General features: G+C 62.2%; 4 protein-coding genes and 4 tRNA genes. 6 read left to right on the top strand and 2 right to left on the bottom strand.

Going from position 1 to position 21055, the window contains the following annotated elements; all coding sequences use genetic code 11:
* Positions 1–260 precede the first annotated feature (260 nt).
* The 6 genes from AAEO81_RS26940 to AAEO81_RS26915 all read left to right on the top strand — a co-directional run bounded on the left by AAEO81_RS26940 (position 261) and on the right by AAEO81_RS26915 (position 18162).
* A tRNA-Asn gene (locus AAEO81_RS26940) sits at positions 261–336 on the top strand.
* 20 nt (positions 337–356) lie between these two features.
* Positions 357–433, top strand: a tRNA-Pro gene (locus AAEO81_RS26935).
* Between the two features lie 6 nt (positions 434–439).
* Positions 440–515: transfer RNA gene (locus AAEO81_RS26930), tRNA-Lys, on the top strand.
* A 95-nt stretch (positions 516–610) separates the two neighbouring features.
* Positions 611–687, top strand: a tRNA-Pro gene (locus AAEO81_RS26925).
* A 388-nt stretch (positions 688–1075) separates the two neighbouring features.
* A complete protein-coding gene (locus AAEO81_RS26920) occupies positions 1076–1291 on the top strand; it encodes a hypothetical protein (RefSeq protein ID WP_341960054.1) in 216 nt (71 codons plus the stop codon).
* 410 nt (positions 1292–1701) lie between these two features.
* Positions 1702–18162, top strand: coding sequence for an autotransporter-associated beta strand repeat-containing protein (locus AAEO81_RS26915; RefSeq protein ID WP_341960052.1), 16461 nt, complete (start codon positions 1702–1704; stop codon positions 18160–18162).
* Positions 18163–18269: 107 nt separating this feature from the next.
* On the opposite strand, the gene AAEO81_RS26910 is transcribed toward AAEO81_RS26915, so the two are convergent.
* A protein-coding gene (locus tag AAEO81_RS26910; protein WP_341958632.1) for an IS3 family transposase occupies positions 18270–19618 on the bottom strand; the annotation gives its coding sequence in 2 pieces (ribosomal slippage) (positions 18270–19151 and positions 19154–19618; 1347 coding nt in all).
* Positions 19619–19861: 243 nt separating this feature from the next.
* Positions 19862–20887, bottom strand: coding sequence for a phosphate ABC transporter substrate-binding protein PstS (gene pstS, locus AAEO81_RS26905; RefSeq protein ID WP_341960050.1), 1026 nt, complete (start codon positions 20885–20887; stop codon positions 19862–19864).
* Between the last annotated feature and the right edge of the window lie 168 nt (positions 20888–21055).

Here is a 21055-nt window from a genome sequence, read left to right as displayed (position 1 = left end):
CGATCCCGCGATTTTCGGCCCTCGAAGGCGTTCTCGAAAAAAAGTCGCAAATCCTTGTCTTAAAAGCAATTTAGAGGGTTGACACCTGTTTCTGGGAATGTAGAATAGCGCGCCTCAGAGACGTGAACGCAGCGATGCAGACAGGTCGAAGAGGCTGAAAATGCAGTAGATTCAGGGTTGTAGATGCGAGATTCGTTTCGCAAAGAAGTACTGAATTTGTTGTGTCGAAGCGCGTCAAACGCTGCATCTGAAATTGAAATTCCGTGATAGCTCAGTCGGTAGAGCAAATGACTGTTAATCATTGGGTCCCAGGTTCGAGTCCTGGTCACGGAGCCAATTTCCAGAGGTAGTACCGTCGGGGTATAGCGCAGTCCGGTAGCGCGCCTGCTTTGGGAGCAGGATGTCAGGAGTTCGAATCCCCTTACCCCGACCATTTTTTGGGTCGTTAGCTCAGTTGGTAGAGCAGTTGGCTTTTAACCAATTGGTCGTAGGTTCGAATCCCACACGACCCACCATTTTCGGCCTGGCTTCATCGGGTTGAATCTTAGGGAGTGACGTCAGTTACGTCACCCGCTTCAGGAACACCTTACGGGGTGTTCCTCTGTTTCATCGGGGTATAGCGCAGTCCGGTAGCGCGCCTGCTTTGGGAGCAGGATGTCAGGAGTTCGAATCCCCTTACCCCGACCATTTTCGCCCCAGCAGTACCCGGGCAGAAAATCAGGCTCTGACGTCATCCACGTCGAGCCAACAAAAAAGCGTCCTTCGGGGCGCTTTTTTCGTTTCTGGCATTCCTGTTTCCCTTTCCCTTCTTGACGACGAAGCATCTCTGATGACGACTGCTGGAAATGGCCGATCTTAGCGCTTGTACGTTTACGCTATATGAAAATATATACAGCGATCGGTATCATGGGCACCCGTGTGACGTTGGGTGATCAAGGCCCTCGCTCATGTTGAAAAGTGCGACGTGGATCGTCTGCGCCCTGCACACACCTCATAGAGAGACTGAGCCATGAGGCCGAACCCTAACGAGCGCATTTACCCTTACACCGCCTGGGTGCTAACCCGGAGCTTTGCTGTGCTTGAAGTCGAGCTCGCGGGTTCGACGGCTGACGGTCAATACGAGCGAACGATCAAGGGCAAGTGGTATGCCCCAGACACACTTTTTGAGTCTCACGAGGCGGCGGTGGAAGCGGGACGTGCTCGTATTGACACGGCCCGCGCAGAAATTGCTCGTCGGGCTGCCGTGCTGGAAGAAAAGAGCGCGCTGCTCGATAAGATGTCCGGACGCTGATCGCTGTCTACCGCAGGCCCGGCGCAATGTCAGGCCAGGTTCGACATAAAGTCGATCGCTCTTGCAGTCCATCATATAAGTTCAGATTAATTACGCCCCGGGCGATGAGTGGCAATAAGCTGCTCTTGAGTCTGTATGAGAGGGCGTAGCATACAAAGTGGCTCAATGTTTTTTAAATACGTAAGCCAAAATTCATCTTCGCTTATCTATCTGATTTATATAGGGATTTATATATTTTTTATTCATGTTTGTAATGCGCGTGAAACACTGCACACGAAAGTATTAATGCTATTTAGATACTGTCGCGCTTTGACATGAACTTGCTGGTCAACTAAATCTAACTGCGGACGCGGTGAGGATTCGATTTTGTTGTTATGGGAAAGGCAGTTCCCATATAAAAGGATGTTGACGTGAATAATCGGTATGTTTCTGCAGTAGGGAATCGGTCCGGCCTTTGGGTTATTGGGGGATTGAGTGCGGTAGGGCTGGCGCTGGGGCTTATTTCAAGCCCGGTCATGGCGGCATGCACCCCGGTCTTTCCTTCGGCAGGTGCAACGATCACCTGCACCGGCGCCAATGGCGGCTACTCCTCATCTCTGAACAACATCACCTTCGTGATCAATGCCGGCGGCTCGGTCAACAGTCCGCTGCTGGGCATCGGCACGGCGCTCCAACTCTCCGGCAACAACGTCACCTTCAATAACGCTGGCACGGTCGACCCATCATTGCTCGGACTGCTGTCGGTGCTGAGTTCAGGGGTGAAAATCGGCAACTCGGGCACCAACACCATCAATATCTCGAACGCCACTGGCGGGGTATTGAGGGGCACGACCGGTTTGCTGGGCGTCAGTTTGCTCTCCCTCGATGGCATGGCGCTGAACGTGCAGAACGGCGCGGGCACGACCACTATCAACAACGCGGGCACCATCAGCTCAAGTGGGTTGTTGGGCGTGACGTTACTGGGCGGTGACGCGCCGGTCGTGGCGGCCTGGGGTGGCGCGCAAATCAACATGACCAACGCTGCCACGGGGAAAATCATCGGCCGAGTCGCCTTCGAAAAACCGACGACGGGCGGCAATACGTTCTACAACGCGGGCGAGATCGTCGGCAGCGTATCAATGGGGCAAAACAGCACCAACCTATTCACCGCCGTGACGGGGTCCAGCGTCAGCTCAGGTGGCGGTGTCGGGCTGAATTTGGCGGGCCTGGTGGGCGTGAACCTGGGGTTCGCGGCGACCGGCATCATCGACGGCGGCGCCGGGGGCAACAACACGCTGGCGTTGAATAACCCGACGAATACTGGCAGCAGCGGCACCGGCACGATCAGCAGCGCGAATTACATCAACTTCAACAAATTGACCCTCAACAGCGGCACATGGACCTTGCAAGGGCCGGTGGTCAGCAACACTTCCATTCTCAACGGCGGCCTCGCTCAGTTCGACAACGCGGCGGCATTCGGCACCGGGCTGCTGACGTCCAATGGCGGGTCGATACTGGCGCTAAACAACGGTTTGACGCTGGGCAATCAAGTCAGCCTTGGAACGGGCGGTCTGACGGTGCAGGGCGCCAACAACCTCACGCTGGGCGGCGTGGTTGGCGGGACCGGTCCTTTGATCAAATCCGGCACCGGGACGTTGAGCCTGAACGGCACCAACACCTACACCGGCGGGACTTCGTTGGGCGGCGGTGGGTTGTCGCTTGGCAATGGCGCCGCGTTGGGCACCGGACTGTTAACGGTGACGGGCGCCAGCAGCCTCGACAGCAGCACGGCACTGACCGTCGGCAACAACATCAGTCTCGGGGCCAATTTGTCCGTTGCAGGCACCAATGCGCTGGCGCTGGGCGGCATCCTCTCGGGCACTGGCCAACTCACCAAGAACGGCGCCGCGAACCTCACGCTCAATGGTGTAAATACGTGGCAGGGCGGCACGCAGCTCAACGGCGGAAGCCTGAAGCTAGGCAACGCCTCAGCCTTGGGAACGGGCGCATTGACGGTCGGCGGCGCAGCGACCCTGGATAACGCGGCTGCCTACACCTTGAACAACGCCGTGCATCTGGGCGCAGACCTGAGCATCGCAGGCCTTCAAGCGCTGACCTTGGGCGGGGTGATCGACGGCACCGGTGCGCTGATCAAAAACGGCGCGGCCAACCTGACCCTCAGTGGCAACAATGCGGGCTTCACCGGGCCGCTGAGTATTCTCGCCGGGACCGTCACCACCGCCAGTGCAGGCGCCTTGGGCAATAGCTCCGGGGCGAACATCGCGACGGGCGCGGCGCTCAACCTCGGCAATAACGCCAGCCTCGGTTCGCTGACCGGTACCGGAGGCGTGAACATTGGCACAGGCAATACGTTGACACTCGGCGGAACCAGCGCGAGCAGCACGTTCGGCGGTGTCATCAGCGGCGCGGGTGGGCTGACCAAATCCGGCTCCGGCGTCCTGGGCCTGACCGGTGCAAACACCCTCACCGGCACCACGCTGGTGAGCGGCGGCACCCTGAACGTGGGCGGCAGTCTGGCCAGCGACAACGTCAACGTGAACAGCGGCGCGACCCTCGCCGGTACAGGTTTGTTGACCGGGGCCGTGAACATCGCCAATGGTGCGCACCTTGCCGCGACCTCGGGCAACATCTTGAACGTGGGTTCGCTGGTGCTGGGCAGTTCGGCGAATCTGGATGCCGGATTAGGCGCGCCTTCCAGCACCGGGCTGATCAAGGTCAACGGCAGCCTGACCCTCGACGGCAACCTCAACGTGACCGACGTCGGCGGGTTCGGCACCGGGGTGTATCGACTGATCGATTACACCGGCTCGTTGAGCGATCTGGGGCTGAACATCAATTCCATCCCGGCTAACGTCAATCTGGCAGACCTGACGGTACAGATCGGGGCGAACGGACAGGTCAACCTGGTCGTCGCGGGTTCCAACAGTAGCGTCCGATTCTGGGACGGCGCGCAAATCACCGCCAACGGCATCGTCGATGGCGGCGCCGGAACATGGGCGGCGGGCACTACCAACTGGACGAGCGTCAACGGTACTCAGAATCAGGTGTGGGCGAGCGATTTCGGTGTGTTTCAGGGCACGGCGGGCGCGGTCTCGGTGGTGGGGAATCAGAGCTTCAACGGTCTGCAATTCGTCACCGATGGCTACAGCCTCAATGCGGGCACGGGCGGGCGGCTCACGGCGGTCAACGGCAGCACTGGCAATACCTCGATTCGGGTCGATCCGAATGTCACGGCCACAGTGCGCGTCGGCATCGATGGGGCGGGCACGCTGAACAAACAGGACGCCGGGACACTGGTGCTCAATGGCGCCAATACCTACAGCGGTGGCACCCTGCTCAACGGCGGCAAACTGGTGGTCGGCAACACAACCGCGCTCGGCACAGGACAACTGACAGCCACCACCGGAACGACGCTGGACAGCAACACCGCGACCAGCCTCGGCAACGCGATCAATCTGGCCGGTAATCTGGCAGTCGGCGGCACCAACAATCTCAACCTGAGCGGCGTCATCAGCGGCGCCGGTGGCCTGATCAAAAACGGCCTGGCCAACCTGACGCTGGCAGGCAACAACACCTTCAGCGGCTTGCTCGACGTGCAGGCCGGGAGCGTGACGACCCAAAGCGCGAACGCCCTGGCGAATGTGTCAGGCGCGAACGTCGCCTCCGGCGCTCAATTGAATCTGGGCAATAGCACCAGCCTCAACGGCATCAGCGGCGCGGGTTCGGTGCAAATGGGCGCGGGCAACGCGTTGACCCTCGGCGCCACCAATCTGGACAGCGTTTTCAGCGGCGTACTCACGGGCGCGGGCACGTTGATCAAGGCAGGCACCGGCACGCTGGCACTCTCCGGCAGCAACACGATGAGCGGGGCGGCGCAGGTTAACGCCGGGACCTTGAACGTCAACGGCTCGTTGGCGAACAGCACCGTCGCGGTGGCCAACGGCGCGACGCTGGGTGGCACCGGTTCGGTGGCGGGAGCGGTCAACGTTGCCGACGGCGGGCATTTGAAAGGCTCGACCGGCAGCACGTTGTCCCTTGGCTCTCTGGTGCTGAGCAACAATGCCAACCTCGACGTTGGTCTCGCTGCACCCGTCAATGGCGGCGGCACTCGGCTGTTCAATGTCGGCGGCAATCTGACCCTGGACGGCAAACTCAACGTCACGGACATCGGTGGTTTTGGCGTCGGCGTGTATCGGTTGATCGATTACACCGGCAGCCTGACCAACCTCGGCCTGGACATCGGCAGCTTGCCGGCCGGTGTCAACCTGGGCGATCTGGCGGTGCAGACGGGCGTCAATGGCCAGATCAATCTGGTGGTCTCGACAGGCACCACGCCAGGCACGATCCGGTTTTGGGACGGCAGCAACACCACTGGCAACGGTTCGGTGGACGGCGGCAGTGGCACATGGAGCAGTGCGGGCAATAACTGGACCTCCGCCAATGGTGCACTCAACCAGCTTTGGGCCAACGACTTTGCGGTGTTTCAAGGCACGGCGGGCACGGTCACGGTTGCAGGCCCCCAGACCTTCAACGGCCTGCAATTTTTAACCGACGGCTATGTCCTGAACGCTGGCGCCCTCGGCGAACTGGCGGCGGTAAACGGCAGCGGCGGCTACACCGCTGTGCGCGTCGATCCCAATGTGACAGCGACCCTCAATGTCGGCATCACCGGCGCCGCCACGCTCAATAAACTCGACAGCGGCACCTTGGTGCTCAACGGTCTCAGCACCTACGCGGGCGGCACGCAACTCACGGGCGGCACACTGGTGGTCGGCGACGACGGCGCACTCGGCGTCGGTGCGCTGACGGCCGAGGCGGGCACGAACCTCAACAGCACCAACGCCGTCACCCTGAACAACGCCGTCAACCTGAATGGCAATCTGGGCATCGGCACGCCCTCCAGCCTGACGCTCAATGGCCTGATCGGCGGCGCAGGCGGCCTGACAAAAAATGACACCGGCGTGCTGAACCTCAACGGCTTGAACACCTTCAGCGGCGGCACCACCCTGAACAGCGGCACGCTGGTGGTGGGCAACGGCACGGCGCTGGGAACGGGTGCGCTGTCGGTGGTCGGCAACGCGACACTGGACAACAGCGCAGCCCTGGCCCTCGGCAACGCCATGAACCTCGGCGCTAACCTGACCGTGGCTGGCAGCAACGACCTGACCCTCGGCGGCACCCTCAATGGCACCGGCAGCCTGATCAAAAACGGCGGCAGTCTGTTGCGTTTGACGGGCACCAATGGCCTGACCGGCAACGCGCAAGTCAACGCAGGCACGCTCGACGTAGCGGGCTCGCTGGCCAGCGCCAACGTCGGCGTCGCGACCGGCGCGACCCTGACCGGCAACGGTTCATTGCTGGGCGCGGTGAACATCGCGGACGGCGGTCATCTGAGCGCCAGCAGCGGCAACACTTTGTCGGTTGGTTCGTTGCTCTTGAACGGCAATTCCAATCTGGACGTCGGCCTGGGCGCGCCTTCCACCGGCGGCACCCGGCTGATCAACGTCAACGGCAACCTGACCCTCGACGGCAAACTCAACGTCACCGACGTTGGCGGCTTCGGCGTGGGCGTCTATCGGCTGATCGACTACAGCGGCAGCCTCACCGACCTGGGGATCGACATCAGCAGCATCCCGGCGAACGTGAACCTGGCAGACCTCGCCGTGCAGACCGGTGTAAACGGCCAGGTGAATCTGGTAGTGAACGGTGACACCGGCACCATTCGCTTCTGGGACGGCAGCCAGACCGTGGCCAACGCGGCGGTGGACGGCGGCAGTGGCGTGTGGGGTTCGGGCACCAACTGGACGTCAGCCAACGGCTTGCTCAATCAAACCTGGTCGAGCGACTTCGGTGTGTTTCAGGGCACAGCGGGCACCGTCACCGTTGAGGGCAATCAGAGCTTCACCGGCCTGCAATTCGTCACCGATGGGTACAACCTGGTCTCTGGCACCAATGGCCAGTTGACCGCGCTCAACGGCGCGAACGGCAACACGGCGATCCGGGTCGATCCCAACGTCACGGCGACCCTCGGTGTCGGTATCGGTGGCGCAGGCACGCTGAACAAACTCGACAGCGGCACGTTGGTCCTCAACGGCGCCAACAGCTACAGCGGCGGCACACAACTGAATGGCGGCACGCTTGTCGTCGGCAGCAACACCGCGCTGGGCCTCAGCCGATTGACCGCTGCGGACGGCACCACGCTGGACAGCAACACCTCGGTGGCGCTGGGCAATGCGATCACGGCATCGGGCAATCTCACCGTCGCAGGCAGCCAGGCGCTGGCCTTGAACGGCGACATCAGCGGCGCGGGCGGCCTGATCAAAAACGGTCTGGCCAACCTGACGCTGGGCGGCAATAACAGCTATCTCGGGCCCATCGCGCTGAATGCCGGTGGCCTGATTCTCGCCTCGAACACGGCACTGGGCAGCGGTGCCCTGAACGTGTCCGGCAACGCAACGCTGGACACGGCCAACCCGACCACGGCGATCACCGCGAATAATGCGATCACGCTGGCAGGCAATCTCGGCATTGGCGGCACCTCGGACCTCACGCTCAACGGTGTGGTCAGCGGCTCCGGCAGTCTGACGAAGAATGGCGCGGCGCAGTTGATCCTCGACCGTAGCAACACTTACAGCGGCGGCACGATCCTGAATGCCGGGGGCCTGCTCCTTGGCAATGGGGCCGCCCTGGGCACCGGTGCGTTGACCGTCGGCGGGACCTCCACGCTGGATACCCTCGCCGCAATGACGGTGAACAACGCCGTCGGCCTTAACGGCGATCTCCTGCTGGTCGGCAGCAATGACCTGAATCTGGCAGGTGTCGTCAGTGGCGCGGGCGGGCTGACCAAGTCCGGCAACAACACGCTGACCCTCAGCAGCACCAACACCTTCAGCGGCCCGCTGGACATTCAGTCGGGCACACTCAGCACCACCAACGCGGCCAGTCTGGGCAACACTTCTGGCGCCAACGTCGGGTCCGGCGCGTTGTTGGACCTCGGCAGCAGCCTCAGCCTCAACAGCCTGTCAGGCGCAGGTGGCGTGCAACTGGGCAGCGGCGACACCCTCAGTCTTGGCGGGAACAATGCCAGCTCGACCTTCGATGGCGTGATCAACGGCGGCGGCAACCTTATCAAAGCGGGCAGCGGCAGCCTCGATCTGACCGGCGCGAATGGCCTCAGTGGCGACGCGCAAGTCAACGGCGGCACGCTGAATGTCAGTGGTTCGCTGGCCAGCACAAACGTGTCGGTCAATAACGGCGCCACGCTCACCGGCGTCGGCTCGCTGGCGGGTGCGGTGTCGGTGGCCAACGGCGGGCATCTTGCGGGGTCGACCGGCAACACCTTGTCGATGGGCGCATTGACCCTCGCCAGCGGTTCGCAAATGGACGTCGCACTGGGCGCACCGACCGCAACGGGCGGCCCGGAGCTGTTCCGCGTCGGCGGCAATCTGGTGCTGGACGGTGACCTCAACGTCACCGATGCAGGCGGGTTCGGCGTCGGCGTGTACCGGTTGATCGACTACACCGGCAGTCTCAGCGATCTGGGGCTGAACATCGCGACCCTCCCTGCGGGCGTCAACCTGGCGGACCTGTCGGTGCAGACCGGCGTGAACGGGCAGGTCAACCTCGTGCTGTCCTCGCAGTCCAGCAACCTGCTGTTCTGGGATGGCAGCAACACGGTTGCGAACAACGCCGTGGATGGCGGCAATGGCACCTGGAGCGCGACCAATACCAACTGGACCTCGGCCAACGGCACGGTCAATCAGGCGTGGGGTAATGATTTCGCGGTGTTCCAGGGCGCGGCGGGTACGGTCACGGTAGACGGCAATCAAAATTTCGGCGGTTTGCAGTTCTCCTCCAACTACAGCCTGATCAACGGCACGAACGGGCAACTGACCACCGCCGATACCGGAAACGGCTACGCGGCGGTGCGGGTCGATCCCAACGTTACCGCCACTTTGGGCGTGAACCTCGCGGGCAACGTCGCGCTGAACAAACTCGACAGCGGCACCCTAGTCCTCAGCGGCAACAACAGCCACAGCGGTGGCACATTACTCAACGGCGGCACGTTGGTCGTTGGCAGCGACAGCGCCCTTGGCAGCGGCGGGCTAACGGCGGTCACTGGCACCACGCTGGACAGCAACGCGCCTGTCACGCTCGGCAATGCGGTGAACCTGAACGGCGACCTGGCCATTGGTGGCAGCAACGGGTTGACCCTCAACGGCATCGTCAGCGGCGCTGGAAGCCTGATCAAAAACGGCCTGGCAAACCTGACCCTCGGCGGCAACAACAGCTACCTCGGCCCGACCGCGCTGAATGCCGGTGGGCTGATTCTGGCCTCCAACACGGCCCTGAGCGGCGGCCCGTTGAATGCGGCGGCAAACACCACGCTGGATGCGAGCACCAGCGTCATCGCAGCCAACGATGTGACGCTGGCCGGTAACCTCAACATCGGCGGCACGGCAGATCTGGCGCTCGGCGGCATCGTCAGTGGCGCGGGCGGTCTGACCAAAAACGGCGCCGCGCAACTGACACTGAACGGCATCAACACTTACACGGGTGGCACCACTCTCAACAGCGGAGCGCTGAACCTGGGCAATGGGGCCGCATTGGGCACGGGTGCGCTGAACGTCGCGGGTGCTTCGACCCTCGACAACAGCAGCGCCATAAGCGTCGGCAACGGGATCAATCTCGGCGCCGATCTGACGGTCCTCGGCAGCCATAACCTGACCCTCTCTGGGCCGATCAACAACGGCCTGAACGCCACCGGCAATCTGATCAAGAATGGCAGCAGCACTCTGACCCTCGCGGGCACCAACGGCCTCACCGGTGACACCCAAATCACCGGCGGGACACTGAACGTCACCGGCTCGCTGGACAGCAGCAACGTGGCCGTCGGCAGCGGTGCGACGCTCACAGGCACCGGCACCCTGTTGGGCGGGGTGAACATTGCCAGCGGCGGTCACCTGACCGCGCAAAGCAACCAGACCCTGACTGTCGGTTCGTTGGTGCTCGACTCGGGGTCGAATCTGGATGTCGGCCTGGCCGCGCCTTCCACGGGTGGCACACGGCTGATCAACGTCAATGGCGACGTCAACCTGAACGGCAACTTGAACGTTGCCGACATCGGCGGGTTCGGGCTGGGCGTCTATCGCTTGATCGATTACAGCGGTGTCTTCAGCGGCGCGGGCCTGAACATTGGCAGCATCCCCGGCAACGTCAATGCGTCCGACTTGCTGGTGCAGACCGGCGTGAATGGCCAGGTCAATCTGGTCGTCTCCGGCGCTGGCGGCAACCTGCAATTCTGGGACGGCAGCCAAGTGCTCCCTAACGGCACCGTCGACGGCGGCGCGGGCACTTGGGATGCCACGAACCTCAACTGGACAGACGCTAATGGCGGGGTGAATGCTGGCTGGGGTGGCGGTTTCGCCGTGTTCCAGGGCACCGCTGGCACCGTCACGGTGAACGGCACGCAGAACGTGACCGGGCTGCAATTTCTCACCAACGGCTACGAGCTGGTCTCGGGCACCAACGGCCAGCTCAATGCGGGCAGCGGCACATTCGCTGTTCGAGTCGATCCGAACGTGACCGCGACCCTTGGGCTCGGCATCGACGGCGCAGCGACCTTGAACAAACTGGATGCAGGTACGCTGATCCTCAACGGCGCCAACACCTACAGCGGCGGCACGTCGCTTGACGGCGGCACGCTGGTGGTGGGCAACAACGGGGCATTAGGCACTGGCACGCTCACGGCAGCTGACGGCACCACACTGGGCAATAACGGCAACGTAACGCTGGGCAACGACGTCGTGTCGAACGGCGCGCTGAGCGTGGACGCGACTAACACCTTTGTACTCAACGGCGATATCAGCGGCACGGGCAGCCTGATCAAAAACGGCGCCGGGTCGCTCTTGCTCAATGGCAATAACGCCTATCAGGGCGGCACCACCCTCAACGTCGGGACCTTGGTGGCCGGTAGTGACAGTGCGCTGGGCCTCGGCGCGCTGACGGTGGCGGGCGCTTCGACCCTCAGCAACATCGGCGGTGTGAACCTCGCCAACAACGTCTCGCTGCTGGCGGACTTGATGATCGCGGGCACCGGCAACCTGACCTTGAGCGGGACCGTCGACGGCGCTGGCACACTCATCAAGAACGGCACTTCTGATCTGAGCCTCGGAGGCAACAACACCTGGACTGGCGGCACCGACCTGAACGCGGGCCGCTTGATCGTGAACAACGCTCAGGCCCTGGGCACGGGCGCGCTCACTGTCGGCGGCGTGTCGACCCTCATTAACAACGCAAGTGCGCCTGCCACTGCTTTGGCCAACAACCTCAACCTGGGCGCCAATCTCACGGTGGACGGGGTCAACGACCTGGCATTGTCCGGGGTGATTTCCGGCGTGGGCGGGTTGATCAAAGAAAGCCTCAACGACCTGACCCTGAGCGGCACCAACACTTTCACTGGTCCGCTGAGTGTCGTCGCGGGCAATGTTTTCACGGTGGGCAACAGCGCACTCGGCAACACGTCCGGCGTGAATGTGGCGGCAGGCGCAGGGCTGAATCTCGGGGGCGATGCCAGCGTCGGGGGGCTTGCCGGTGCGGGCGATGTCACCCTTGGCAACGGCGCGACGTTGACGGTGGGCAACACCAACCTCGCCAGCGTGTTCGATGGCAGCCTGAACGGTGCAGGTCAGTTCACCAAATCCGGTCTCGACACCCTGACACTGACCGGCATCAACAGCCTGACCGGCGACACCCTCGTCAACGGTGGCACGCTCAACGTCAGCGGTTCGCTGGCCAGTGGCAACGTGCAAGTCAGCAACGGCGCAGCGCTGGCGGGCACTGGCTCGTTGGCCGGTGCGGTCAACATTGGCGATGGCGGGCATCTCGAAGCAGCGCAGGGCGGCACCTTGTCAGTCGGTTCGCTGGTCATGGGCGCGAATTCGAATTTCGATGTCGGGCTCGGCGCGCCATCCCCCACCGGGTTGGTGAGCGTCGGCGGCAACCTGACGCTGGACGGCAACCTCAACGTGACGGACGTCGGCGGCTTCGGCGTGGGTGTGTACCGTTTGATCGATTACACCGGCAGCCTGACAGACCTCGGTCTGGACATCGCCCGTATTCCCGCGGGCGTGAGCCTGGCCGATCTGCAAGTGCAAACCTCGGTCGGCAATCAGGTGAACCTGGTGTACGGCAACGCCACCGCCAACATCAATTTCTGGGACGGCACGCAGACCGCTCCCAACAACAGTGTCGATGGCGGGGCGGGCATCTGGGGCGCAGGGAACACCAACTGGACGACCGCTGATGGCAGCCAAAATGGCCCGTGGGCTGGTGAGTTCGCCGTGTTCCAGGGCACCGCGGGCGATGTCACCGTGCAGGGCAATCAGACCTTCAACGGCATGCAGTTTTCCACGGACGGTTATCACCTGCTCGGCGGGCAGGGCGACAGTCTGACAGCCGTTGCGGCACTGAATGGCAACACGTCCATTCGCGTCGATCCGGGCGTGACCGCGATCATCGACACCCTGATCGACGGCACCAGTCCCATCGCCAAACTCGACACCGGCACCCTCGTTCTCAACGGCGTCAACACCTACAGCGGTGGCACCTCGCTGCAGGGCGGCACGTTGGTCGTGGGCAACGACAGCGCACTGGGCAGTGGCGTGTTGACCGCCGCCAACGGCACCACGCTGGACAACAACACCGCTGCGGCGCTCGGCAACGGGATCACGCTCAACGGCGGCCTGAACCTCGGCGGCAGCAACGACCTGACCCTCAACGGCGCGATTTCCGGCACGGGCGGCCTGATCAAAAGCGGCTCTGCCGCGTTGACCCTTAACGGCGACAATCTGTATCAGGGCGCGACCACGCTAAAAGCAGGTTCATTGATCGTAGGCAGTGACTCCGCGTTGGGCAGCGGCCCATTGAATACCGCTGACGGCACGACGCTGGACAGCTCGAAGGCCGTCACTCTGGCCAACGACGTGAACCTGGGCGGCGGGTTGATCGTCGCGGGCACCTCTGACCTGACGTTGTCGGGTGTCGTGGGGGGCAACGGCAGGCTGATCAAAAACGGCGTTTCCCGGCTTGTCCTCAATCGCCTCAACACGTACACCGGTGGCACCCGGTTGAACGGTGGCACGCTCGTATTGGGCAACGCAGGCGCATTGGGAAGCGGGGCGCTCACTGTGGGCGCGGCCTCCACGCTGGACAACACGACACCGCTGAGCCTCGCCAATGACGTCGCCCTGGCCGACAACCTGACCGTCGGCGGGAGCCAGAACCTGACCCTCGCCGGTGTCGTCAGCGGCGCCGGTTCGTTGATCAAGACCGGTCTCGCCGACCTGACCCTCAGCGGCAACAACACCTTCACCGGCCTCATCAATATCCTGTCGGGCAGCCTGACCACCGTGGGTGCTGGCGCCCTCGGCAATAACGCGGGAATCAATCTGGCGAGCGGCGCGGCGCTGAACTTGAGCGGCTCCGCCAACCTCGGCGGGCTGAGCGGCGATGGCAGCGTCGATGTGGCCAGCGGCAACACGCTGACCGTCGGCGGTGGCAACGCCAGCAGTGTGTTCGACGGCGTGCTGAGTGGCCCGGGCACCTTCGTCAAGGACGGCGCTGGCACCCTCAGCCTGACCGGCGCCAACACCCACAGCGGCGATGCCGTGATCAAAGGTGGCACCCTCAACATTCGTAATCTGCTGGCCAGCCGCACCGTCGCGGTGAAGAACGGCGGCACGCTGAGCGGCACCGGGTCCGTCCTCGGCGACGTCACTGTCGAAGACGGCGGGCACCTGGCAGCGAGTACCCCCGATACGCTCACGCTGGGTTCGCTGGCCTTGGCGCCGAACGCGCTTTTCGATGTGAGCCTCGGCGCACCGGTCGCCGGTGGCGGCAATGCACTGGTCAACATCAATGGCAACCTGACGCTGGACGGCACCCTGAACGTGACGGACATCGGCGGGTTCGGCAGCGGTGTCTACCGTCTGATGCGCTACAACGGCGCGCTGATCAACAACGGTCTGGCGATCGGCACGCTGCCCAGCGGTGTGAGCCAGAACGACCTGCAAGTGCAAACGGCCGTGGCCAATCAAGTCAATCTGCTGGTAGCGACGTCCGGCACCACGGTGCAATTCTGGGACGGCGGCCAGACCACGCCCAATGGCACGGTGGATGGTGGCAGCGGCGTTTGGAATGCCGGGTCGAGCAACTGGACGTCCGTGGACGGTCTGGATAACAACACCTGGAAAAACAGCTTTGCGGTGTTCATGGGCGCACCCGGCACCGTGACCGTCGAAGGCAGCCAATCCATCACCGGTTTGCAGTTCGTGACCGACGGCTACGTCCTCGATCAAGGGGCGGGAGGCGAGTTGAACGCCGTGAATGGCAGCACTGGCACGACAGCGGTGCGTGTCGATCCGAACGTCACGGCGACCCTCAACACCGTGATCAATGGCAACGGCACGCTGAACAAGCTCGACAGCGGCACGTTGGTGTTGAACGGCGCCAATGGCTACACCGGTGGCACTTCTCTCGACGGTGGCGCGTTGGTCGTAGGCAATGACACTGCGTTGGGTTCAGGCGTACTGACGGCGGCGGACGGCACTGCGTTGAGCAACAACGCTGCAGTCACGCTGGGGAACGGTATCGTGCTCAATGGTGCGCTGGCGGTCGGAGGGCTCAGCCCGTTCACCCTCGCGGGCAACATCAGTGGCACGGGTAGCCTCGTCAAAAATGATGCAAACACCCTGATGCTGACGGGCACAAACAGCTGGCAAGGCGGCACGCAACTGAACGCCGGGACGCTGCTATTGGGCAACGACGGCGCTTTGGGTTCGGGCGCTCTGAATGTCACCGGTGCCGGGACACTGGACAGCAGCGGAGCGTTGAATCTGGCCAACGGGATTCAATTGGGCGGGTCGCTGACACTTGCAGGCAATCAGGCCACCGCATTGAACGGCGTGATCAGCGGCACCGGCAGTCTCATCAAAAATGGCACGGGCGCGTTGCTGCTGACCGGCGCTAACACCTACAGCGGCGGTACGACGCTCAATGGCGGCAGCACCACCGGCGACACCACCAGCCTGCAGGGTTCGATCCTCAATAATGCCGCGCTGACCTTCGCTCAAAACGCCAATGGCACCTACGCGGGCAGCCTGTCCGGCAACGGCTCGCTGATCAAAAGCGGCACCGGCGAGCTCCTGCTGACCGGCAACAGCGCCTTCACCGGCACAACCGACGTGCAAGCCGGTGCGCTGCGGGTCGACGGCAGCCTGAACAGCGCCAGTGTCAACGTCGCCAGCGGCGCGACCCTGGGCGGCGGCGGGCAAATCAACGGCGCCGTTCAGGTCAATTCGGGCGCGACACTGACGGCAGGCAGCAGCGCGACGCCGTTGTCCCTCGGCTCACTCGCATTGGCGTCCGGCAGCACGTTGGACTTTGCCTTGGGTCTGCCCGGCAGCTCGACCACTGCAGTCAATGTGGGCGGCGATCTGACCCTCGGCGGCACCCTGAACATCAGCAACGCGGGCGGATTCGGTACCGGGGTCTATCGGCTGTTTCGCTACGGCGGCAACCTGACCAACAACGGCCTGAATTACGGCACGTTGCCAACGGGCACGGCTGCCGGGGACCTTAGCCTGCAAACGTCAATGGCCAACCAGGTGAACCTGCTGGTGGCCAGCGACGCCAGTGAGCTTCAGTTCTGGAACGGCAGCAAAACCAGCGCGGACGGTGCCATTGGTGGCGGCGACGGCGTGTGGGGTGCCGACACCAACTGGACCGATGCCACGGGCACGCTGAGTCTGCCCACCAATGCGCGCTTCGCCGTGTTTGGCGGTTGGGGCGGCGTGGTGACCGTCGAGGGCAATCAGAACTTCACCGGCCTGCAGTTTCTGGAGGATGGCTACACCCTCACCTCAGGGAGCGGCGGCACGCTCACGCCGACCAATGGGACCGATGGCAGCCCGGCACCGGTGCGTGTGGATTCGGGCGTGACCACGCAGATTGCCGCGTCGCTGGTGGGCGCTGCCGGTATCGAAAAACTCGACGCCGGTACGTTGTGGCTGACGGGGCCCAACACGTATAGCGGCGGGACCACGGTCAGCGGCGGGATGCTGGCGGGTAACACCAGCAGCTTGCAGGGCACCATCCGCAACAACGCGCGGCTGCTGTTTGCTCAGGTGGCAAATGGCCGATTCAATGGCACCCTCAGCGGCACCGGCGAGTTGATCAAGCAGGGCGCGGGCACCTTATTGCTGACCGGCGCGCAGCCATTCAGCGGCTCGGTTGCCGTGAACGAAGGCACGTTGCAAGTGGGCGTCTCTGACAGCCCTGCGACACTCGGCGGGCAGGTGGCCGTTGCCGATGGCGCGGCGTTAGTGGGCAATGGCAGCGTGGCGGGCCTGACCAACAACGGTCTCGTGCAATCGGGTGGCGAGACCGGCAATCTCGGTGTGACCGGCAACTTCACCAATGGTCCGACCGGCCGCCTGCGTCTGTTGGTCAACGCTGCGTCGTTCAGTCCCTTGGCGGTCGGCGGCGTTACAACGTTGGGCGGCACGTTGCAGGTTGTGCCGCTGGCACCGTTCACCGGCAACACCCGCTACACGCTGCTGACCTCCGCAGGCGGTATCAACGGCACCTTCAACACACTGGACCTGCCGAACTACGCGTTCCTCGACACCTCCGTCAGCTACGCGCCAAACGCCGTGAATCTGGACGTCACCCGCAATCAGACCCCTTTCACTGACGTGGCCGATACCCCTAACCAACAAGGTGTCGCTGGTGCCGTGGGCGGGCCTCAGGGTAACGGGTTGCAGAACGAAATCCTCAACATGAGCAGCAGCGGTGCCCGGGCGGCCTTCGACAATTTGTCCGGCGAGATTTTTGCCAGCACCACCAGCGCCATGATCGAGGACTCGCACTACGTTCGCGACGCCCTCACTGAACGCATGCGCCAACCCGGCTGCTATCGTGAGGACGATCCGCGTAACGCGCTGGTGACCAGCGAAAATCGTCTGAGCAGCGCGGGGTGCCAAAACGAAATGGTCGGCTGGATGCGCGTGTTGGGATCGTGGGGCGAGGCGAAGGGTGACAGCAATACGGCCAAGCTCGATCACAACGTGTCAGGCTTCATGCTCGGCACCGACAAACAGATCGATGATCAATGGCGCGTCGGGGCGGCCGCCGGTTACACCCGCAGCGACCTGAATGCCCATGATCGCCACTCCACCGCGAGCGTCGACAGCTACCACCTCGCCGCTTACATGAACTACCAGCTCGACGCACTGGCTGCGCGGTTCGGCGCGGTTTACAGCTGGCATGACATCGAAAGCAAACGCGACGTCAGCGTGGGCAATTACAGCGATCGCCTGAAAGCGAAATACGATGCGCGCACGGCTCAGGTGTTCGGTGAAGTGGGTTACACCCTTGAGGCAGGCGGCGTGTCGTTCGAGCCATTCGCGGGCCTGGCCCATGTCGATTACGACAGCGACCGGGCGAAAGAGAAGGGCGGCATCGCGCGGCTGAGCGCTGACTCCGATCAGAACATGACCTTCTCCACCGTCGGCGTGCGGGCGGGCAAACGCATTCAGTTGGGCAAGGATTCGGAAATCACCCCTCGTGGCAGCATCGGCTGGCGACATGCGTACGGCGACACCAAACCCGACGCCGACCTGACTTTCATCAACGGCGGCGCCTCCTTCAGCACCCAAGGCGTGCCGATTGCACGGGATGCAGCGGTGGTCGAAGCCGGGCTGGACTTCCAGGTAGGCGAAGACAGCAAACTGGGGATTGGCTATTCAGGGCAGCTTTCGAAAGAAAACAAAGACCACGCCATGACCATCAGCTTCAGCATGGGGTTTTGAATCTGTGGTGAGTCAGGCACATCGACATTGCCTGACCCACCGCCATCGCTGCCGTCGTGCCTCCGGCGTCTCCCACAGGGTGAACTGCCCCCCAAAAGTTGGACAGTTTACGCCGCAGCCTGAGTCCTGTATTCAACAGGACTCATGCCATTGAGCCTCAGCTTGATGCGGTCATGGTTGTAGTAATGAATGTACTCATCCAGGCCGACCTTCAATTCTTCCACACTCTCGAAACGCTTCAGGTAGAAAAACTCTGACTTCAGCGTGCCGAAAAAACTCTCCATCGCCGCATTATCCAGGCAATTGCCTTTGCGGGACATGCTCTGTTTCACACCTTTTTCGCTGAGTGCGTGGCGATAGCGTGGCTGTTGGTAGTGCCATCCCTGGTCCGAATGAACGACCAGTTTGGGCGCGTCTCCCAAGCAAGCCAACGCCTTGTCGAGCATGTTCCCCACCAATTCGTAGTAAGGCCGACTGGCTGTTTCGTACGCGATGATTTCGCCGTTGTACAAATCCATCACAGGAGACAAGTAGAGCTTCTGCTGACCCACTTTGAACTCGGTGACGTCGGTTACCCACTTCTGTTTTGGCCGGGGTGCATGAAAATTACGCTCCAGCAGGTTCGCGGCGATTTTGCCAACAGTCCCCCGGTAGGAACGGTATTTCTTGGGCCGTACGACCGATTGCAAACCCTGTTCGGCCATCAGCCGTTCGATGACCTTCTTGTTGACCAGCGTTCCTTCCTTTCTGAGCGCAAGCGCAATACGCCGATAGCCATACAGCCCTCTCTGCTTGTGATATTCCTGCTGCACCCGTTCCTTGAGCGCCGCATGCCGGTCCGGTTTCTGCTCAGCCTTGACCTGGTAATAGAAGGTGCTGCGTGCCAGCCCGACCAGCTCAAGGAGGTCGGGCAATGGGAATCGGTGCTTGAGTTTGCGGACGATCAGGACTTTTTCCCCCGTGTTCGCTCCTTTTCCTCGCGCAGGGCCTTGAGCTCCTTTAGGACAGCGTTCTCCATGCGCATGTACTCAAGTTCAGCCATCAACTGCTCTCGTGGCTTTTGTGCATCGTTGGTGTCGGTGGGTTTGGCGGGTTTGATTTTCATGGGCGTGTCGGCTGGCTGGATGGCAGTAGGGGTGACAGGACTGTCACTGTAATACTGGCGTTGCCAGATGCCTATCAGGGAGGACCGCCCAAGGTCAAAATGCGCAGCGGTCTGGCGTAGCGAAAGTCGATGCTCATGCATGTAGGTCAAGACTTGGCGCTTGAAATCCTCGCTGTACCGCCGCGCATACGACATTGGCTTGATGCTGTTGCCAGTCCGATAACTGGCGACCCAGCGTCGAAGGAGACTGAAGTCGATGCCAAAATGTCTGGCCACTGTTCGGAAGCCGTTGGTGCCGTTCAGGTAGGCGGTGACCGCCGTGAGCTTGAACTGCTCGGTGTACTTGATCATAGATCCCCCAGGGGTTGGATGGGTGTCCAACTTCTTGGGGGCAGTTCAGGATTTGCGTCGTGCACAGCAAAGATGATCAACGCGATTTCTGTAGGCGCCGGCTTGCTGGCTCCTACAGAGGCAGACAGGGATACGCCCAACCGGGGTGGGACGCAGAACCTGTGGGAGCTGCCGGAGCCGTGCGACGGCCGCGAAAGCGATGGAGCAGTGCCATCCGTACCCAATGACTCACCCGTTGATCACTTACTGCCCTTGACCCCAAGACGCTTCGATCTGCGCTTTCAGATCGTTGGGGATCGGGGCGAAGTCCAGCTTGCGCGCCTGTTCCTGGCCGTTCTCCAGCGTCCAGCGAAAGAACTCTTTTACGGTCATCCGGCGATCGGCGTCTTTGGGGTGCTTGTACATCACGATGAATGTCGCGGCGGTGATGGGGTAGGCGTTGTCACCCGGCGCGTTGATCATCGACAGGTCGAAGTCCTTCGCATTCTTCCAGTCCGCAGTGTCAGCGGCTGCCTGGAACGACTCGGTGCTCGGCGCGATGAACTTCCCCGCGGCGTTCTGCAACAGGCCGAAATTCATCCCTTGCTGCTTGATGTAGGCGTACTCGACATAGCCAATCGAGTTCGGCATTTTCTTCACGTACGACGCCACGCCTTCACTGCCTTTGCTGCCAATCCCGACCGGCCATTTGACCGACGTTCCCGCGCCGATCGTGCCTTTCCATTCAGGGCTGACCGTCGACAAATAGGTGGCCCAGTTGAACGTGGTGCCCGAGTCATCCGAGCGGTACACGACGTTGATGGCGCTGTCCGGCAACTTCAGGTCCGTGTTGAGCGCCGCCAGGGCCGGATCGTTCCACTTCTTGATCTTGCCCAAGTAAATGTCCGCCAGCACCGGGCCGCTCAGTTTGAGTGCGCCAGCCTTGATCGAGGCCACGTTGATCACCGGCACCACACCGCCGATCACTGACGGGAATTGCTGCAGGCCCAACTTCTCCAGTTCGACCGAGTTGATCGGCATGTCCGTGGCACCAAAGTCCACCGCGCCTGCCTTGATCTCCGCGATGCCCGCGCCCGAGCCGATGCTTTGATAATTCACCTTCACGCCGGTCTTCTGGTTGTAATCGGTCGCCCATTTGAACAGGACCGGGTAGATGAACGTGGAACCGGCGCCAGTGACTTCCTGGGCCGCGCCAGCGGTGCCTGGCATGGAGAGGGTCAGTGCAATGCCAAGACCTGCGGCCAGCATCATTCGGGAAAGTTGGAACATGGATGACTTCCTGTGATCGAGCGACATCGGGGTGTGATGTCTTAATGGGATCACAGTCATCCGCACATTTTTATGACAGGGCATTGCTGAAACCCGAGATCGCAAGCGGGATGCGCATTGCCACGACCCGGTATAGACTCCAGACAGTCTTTTCAGGGTCGGCCGATT

The organism is Pseudomonas sp. RC10 (assembly GCF_038397775.1).
Lineage (GTDB): Bacteria > Pseudomonadota > Gammaproteobacteria > Pseudomonadales > Pseudomonadaceae > Aquipseudomonas > Aquipseudomonas bambusae.
This window is presented reverse-complemented; position numbering and strand designations above follow the sequence as displayed.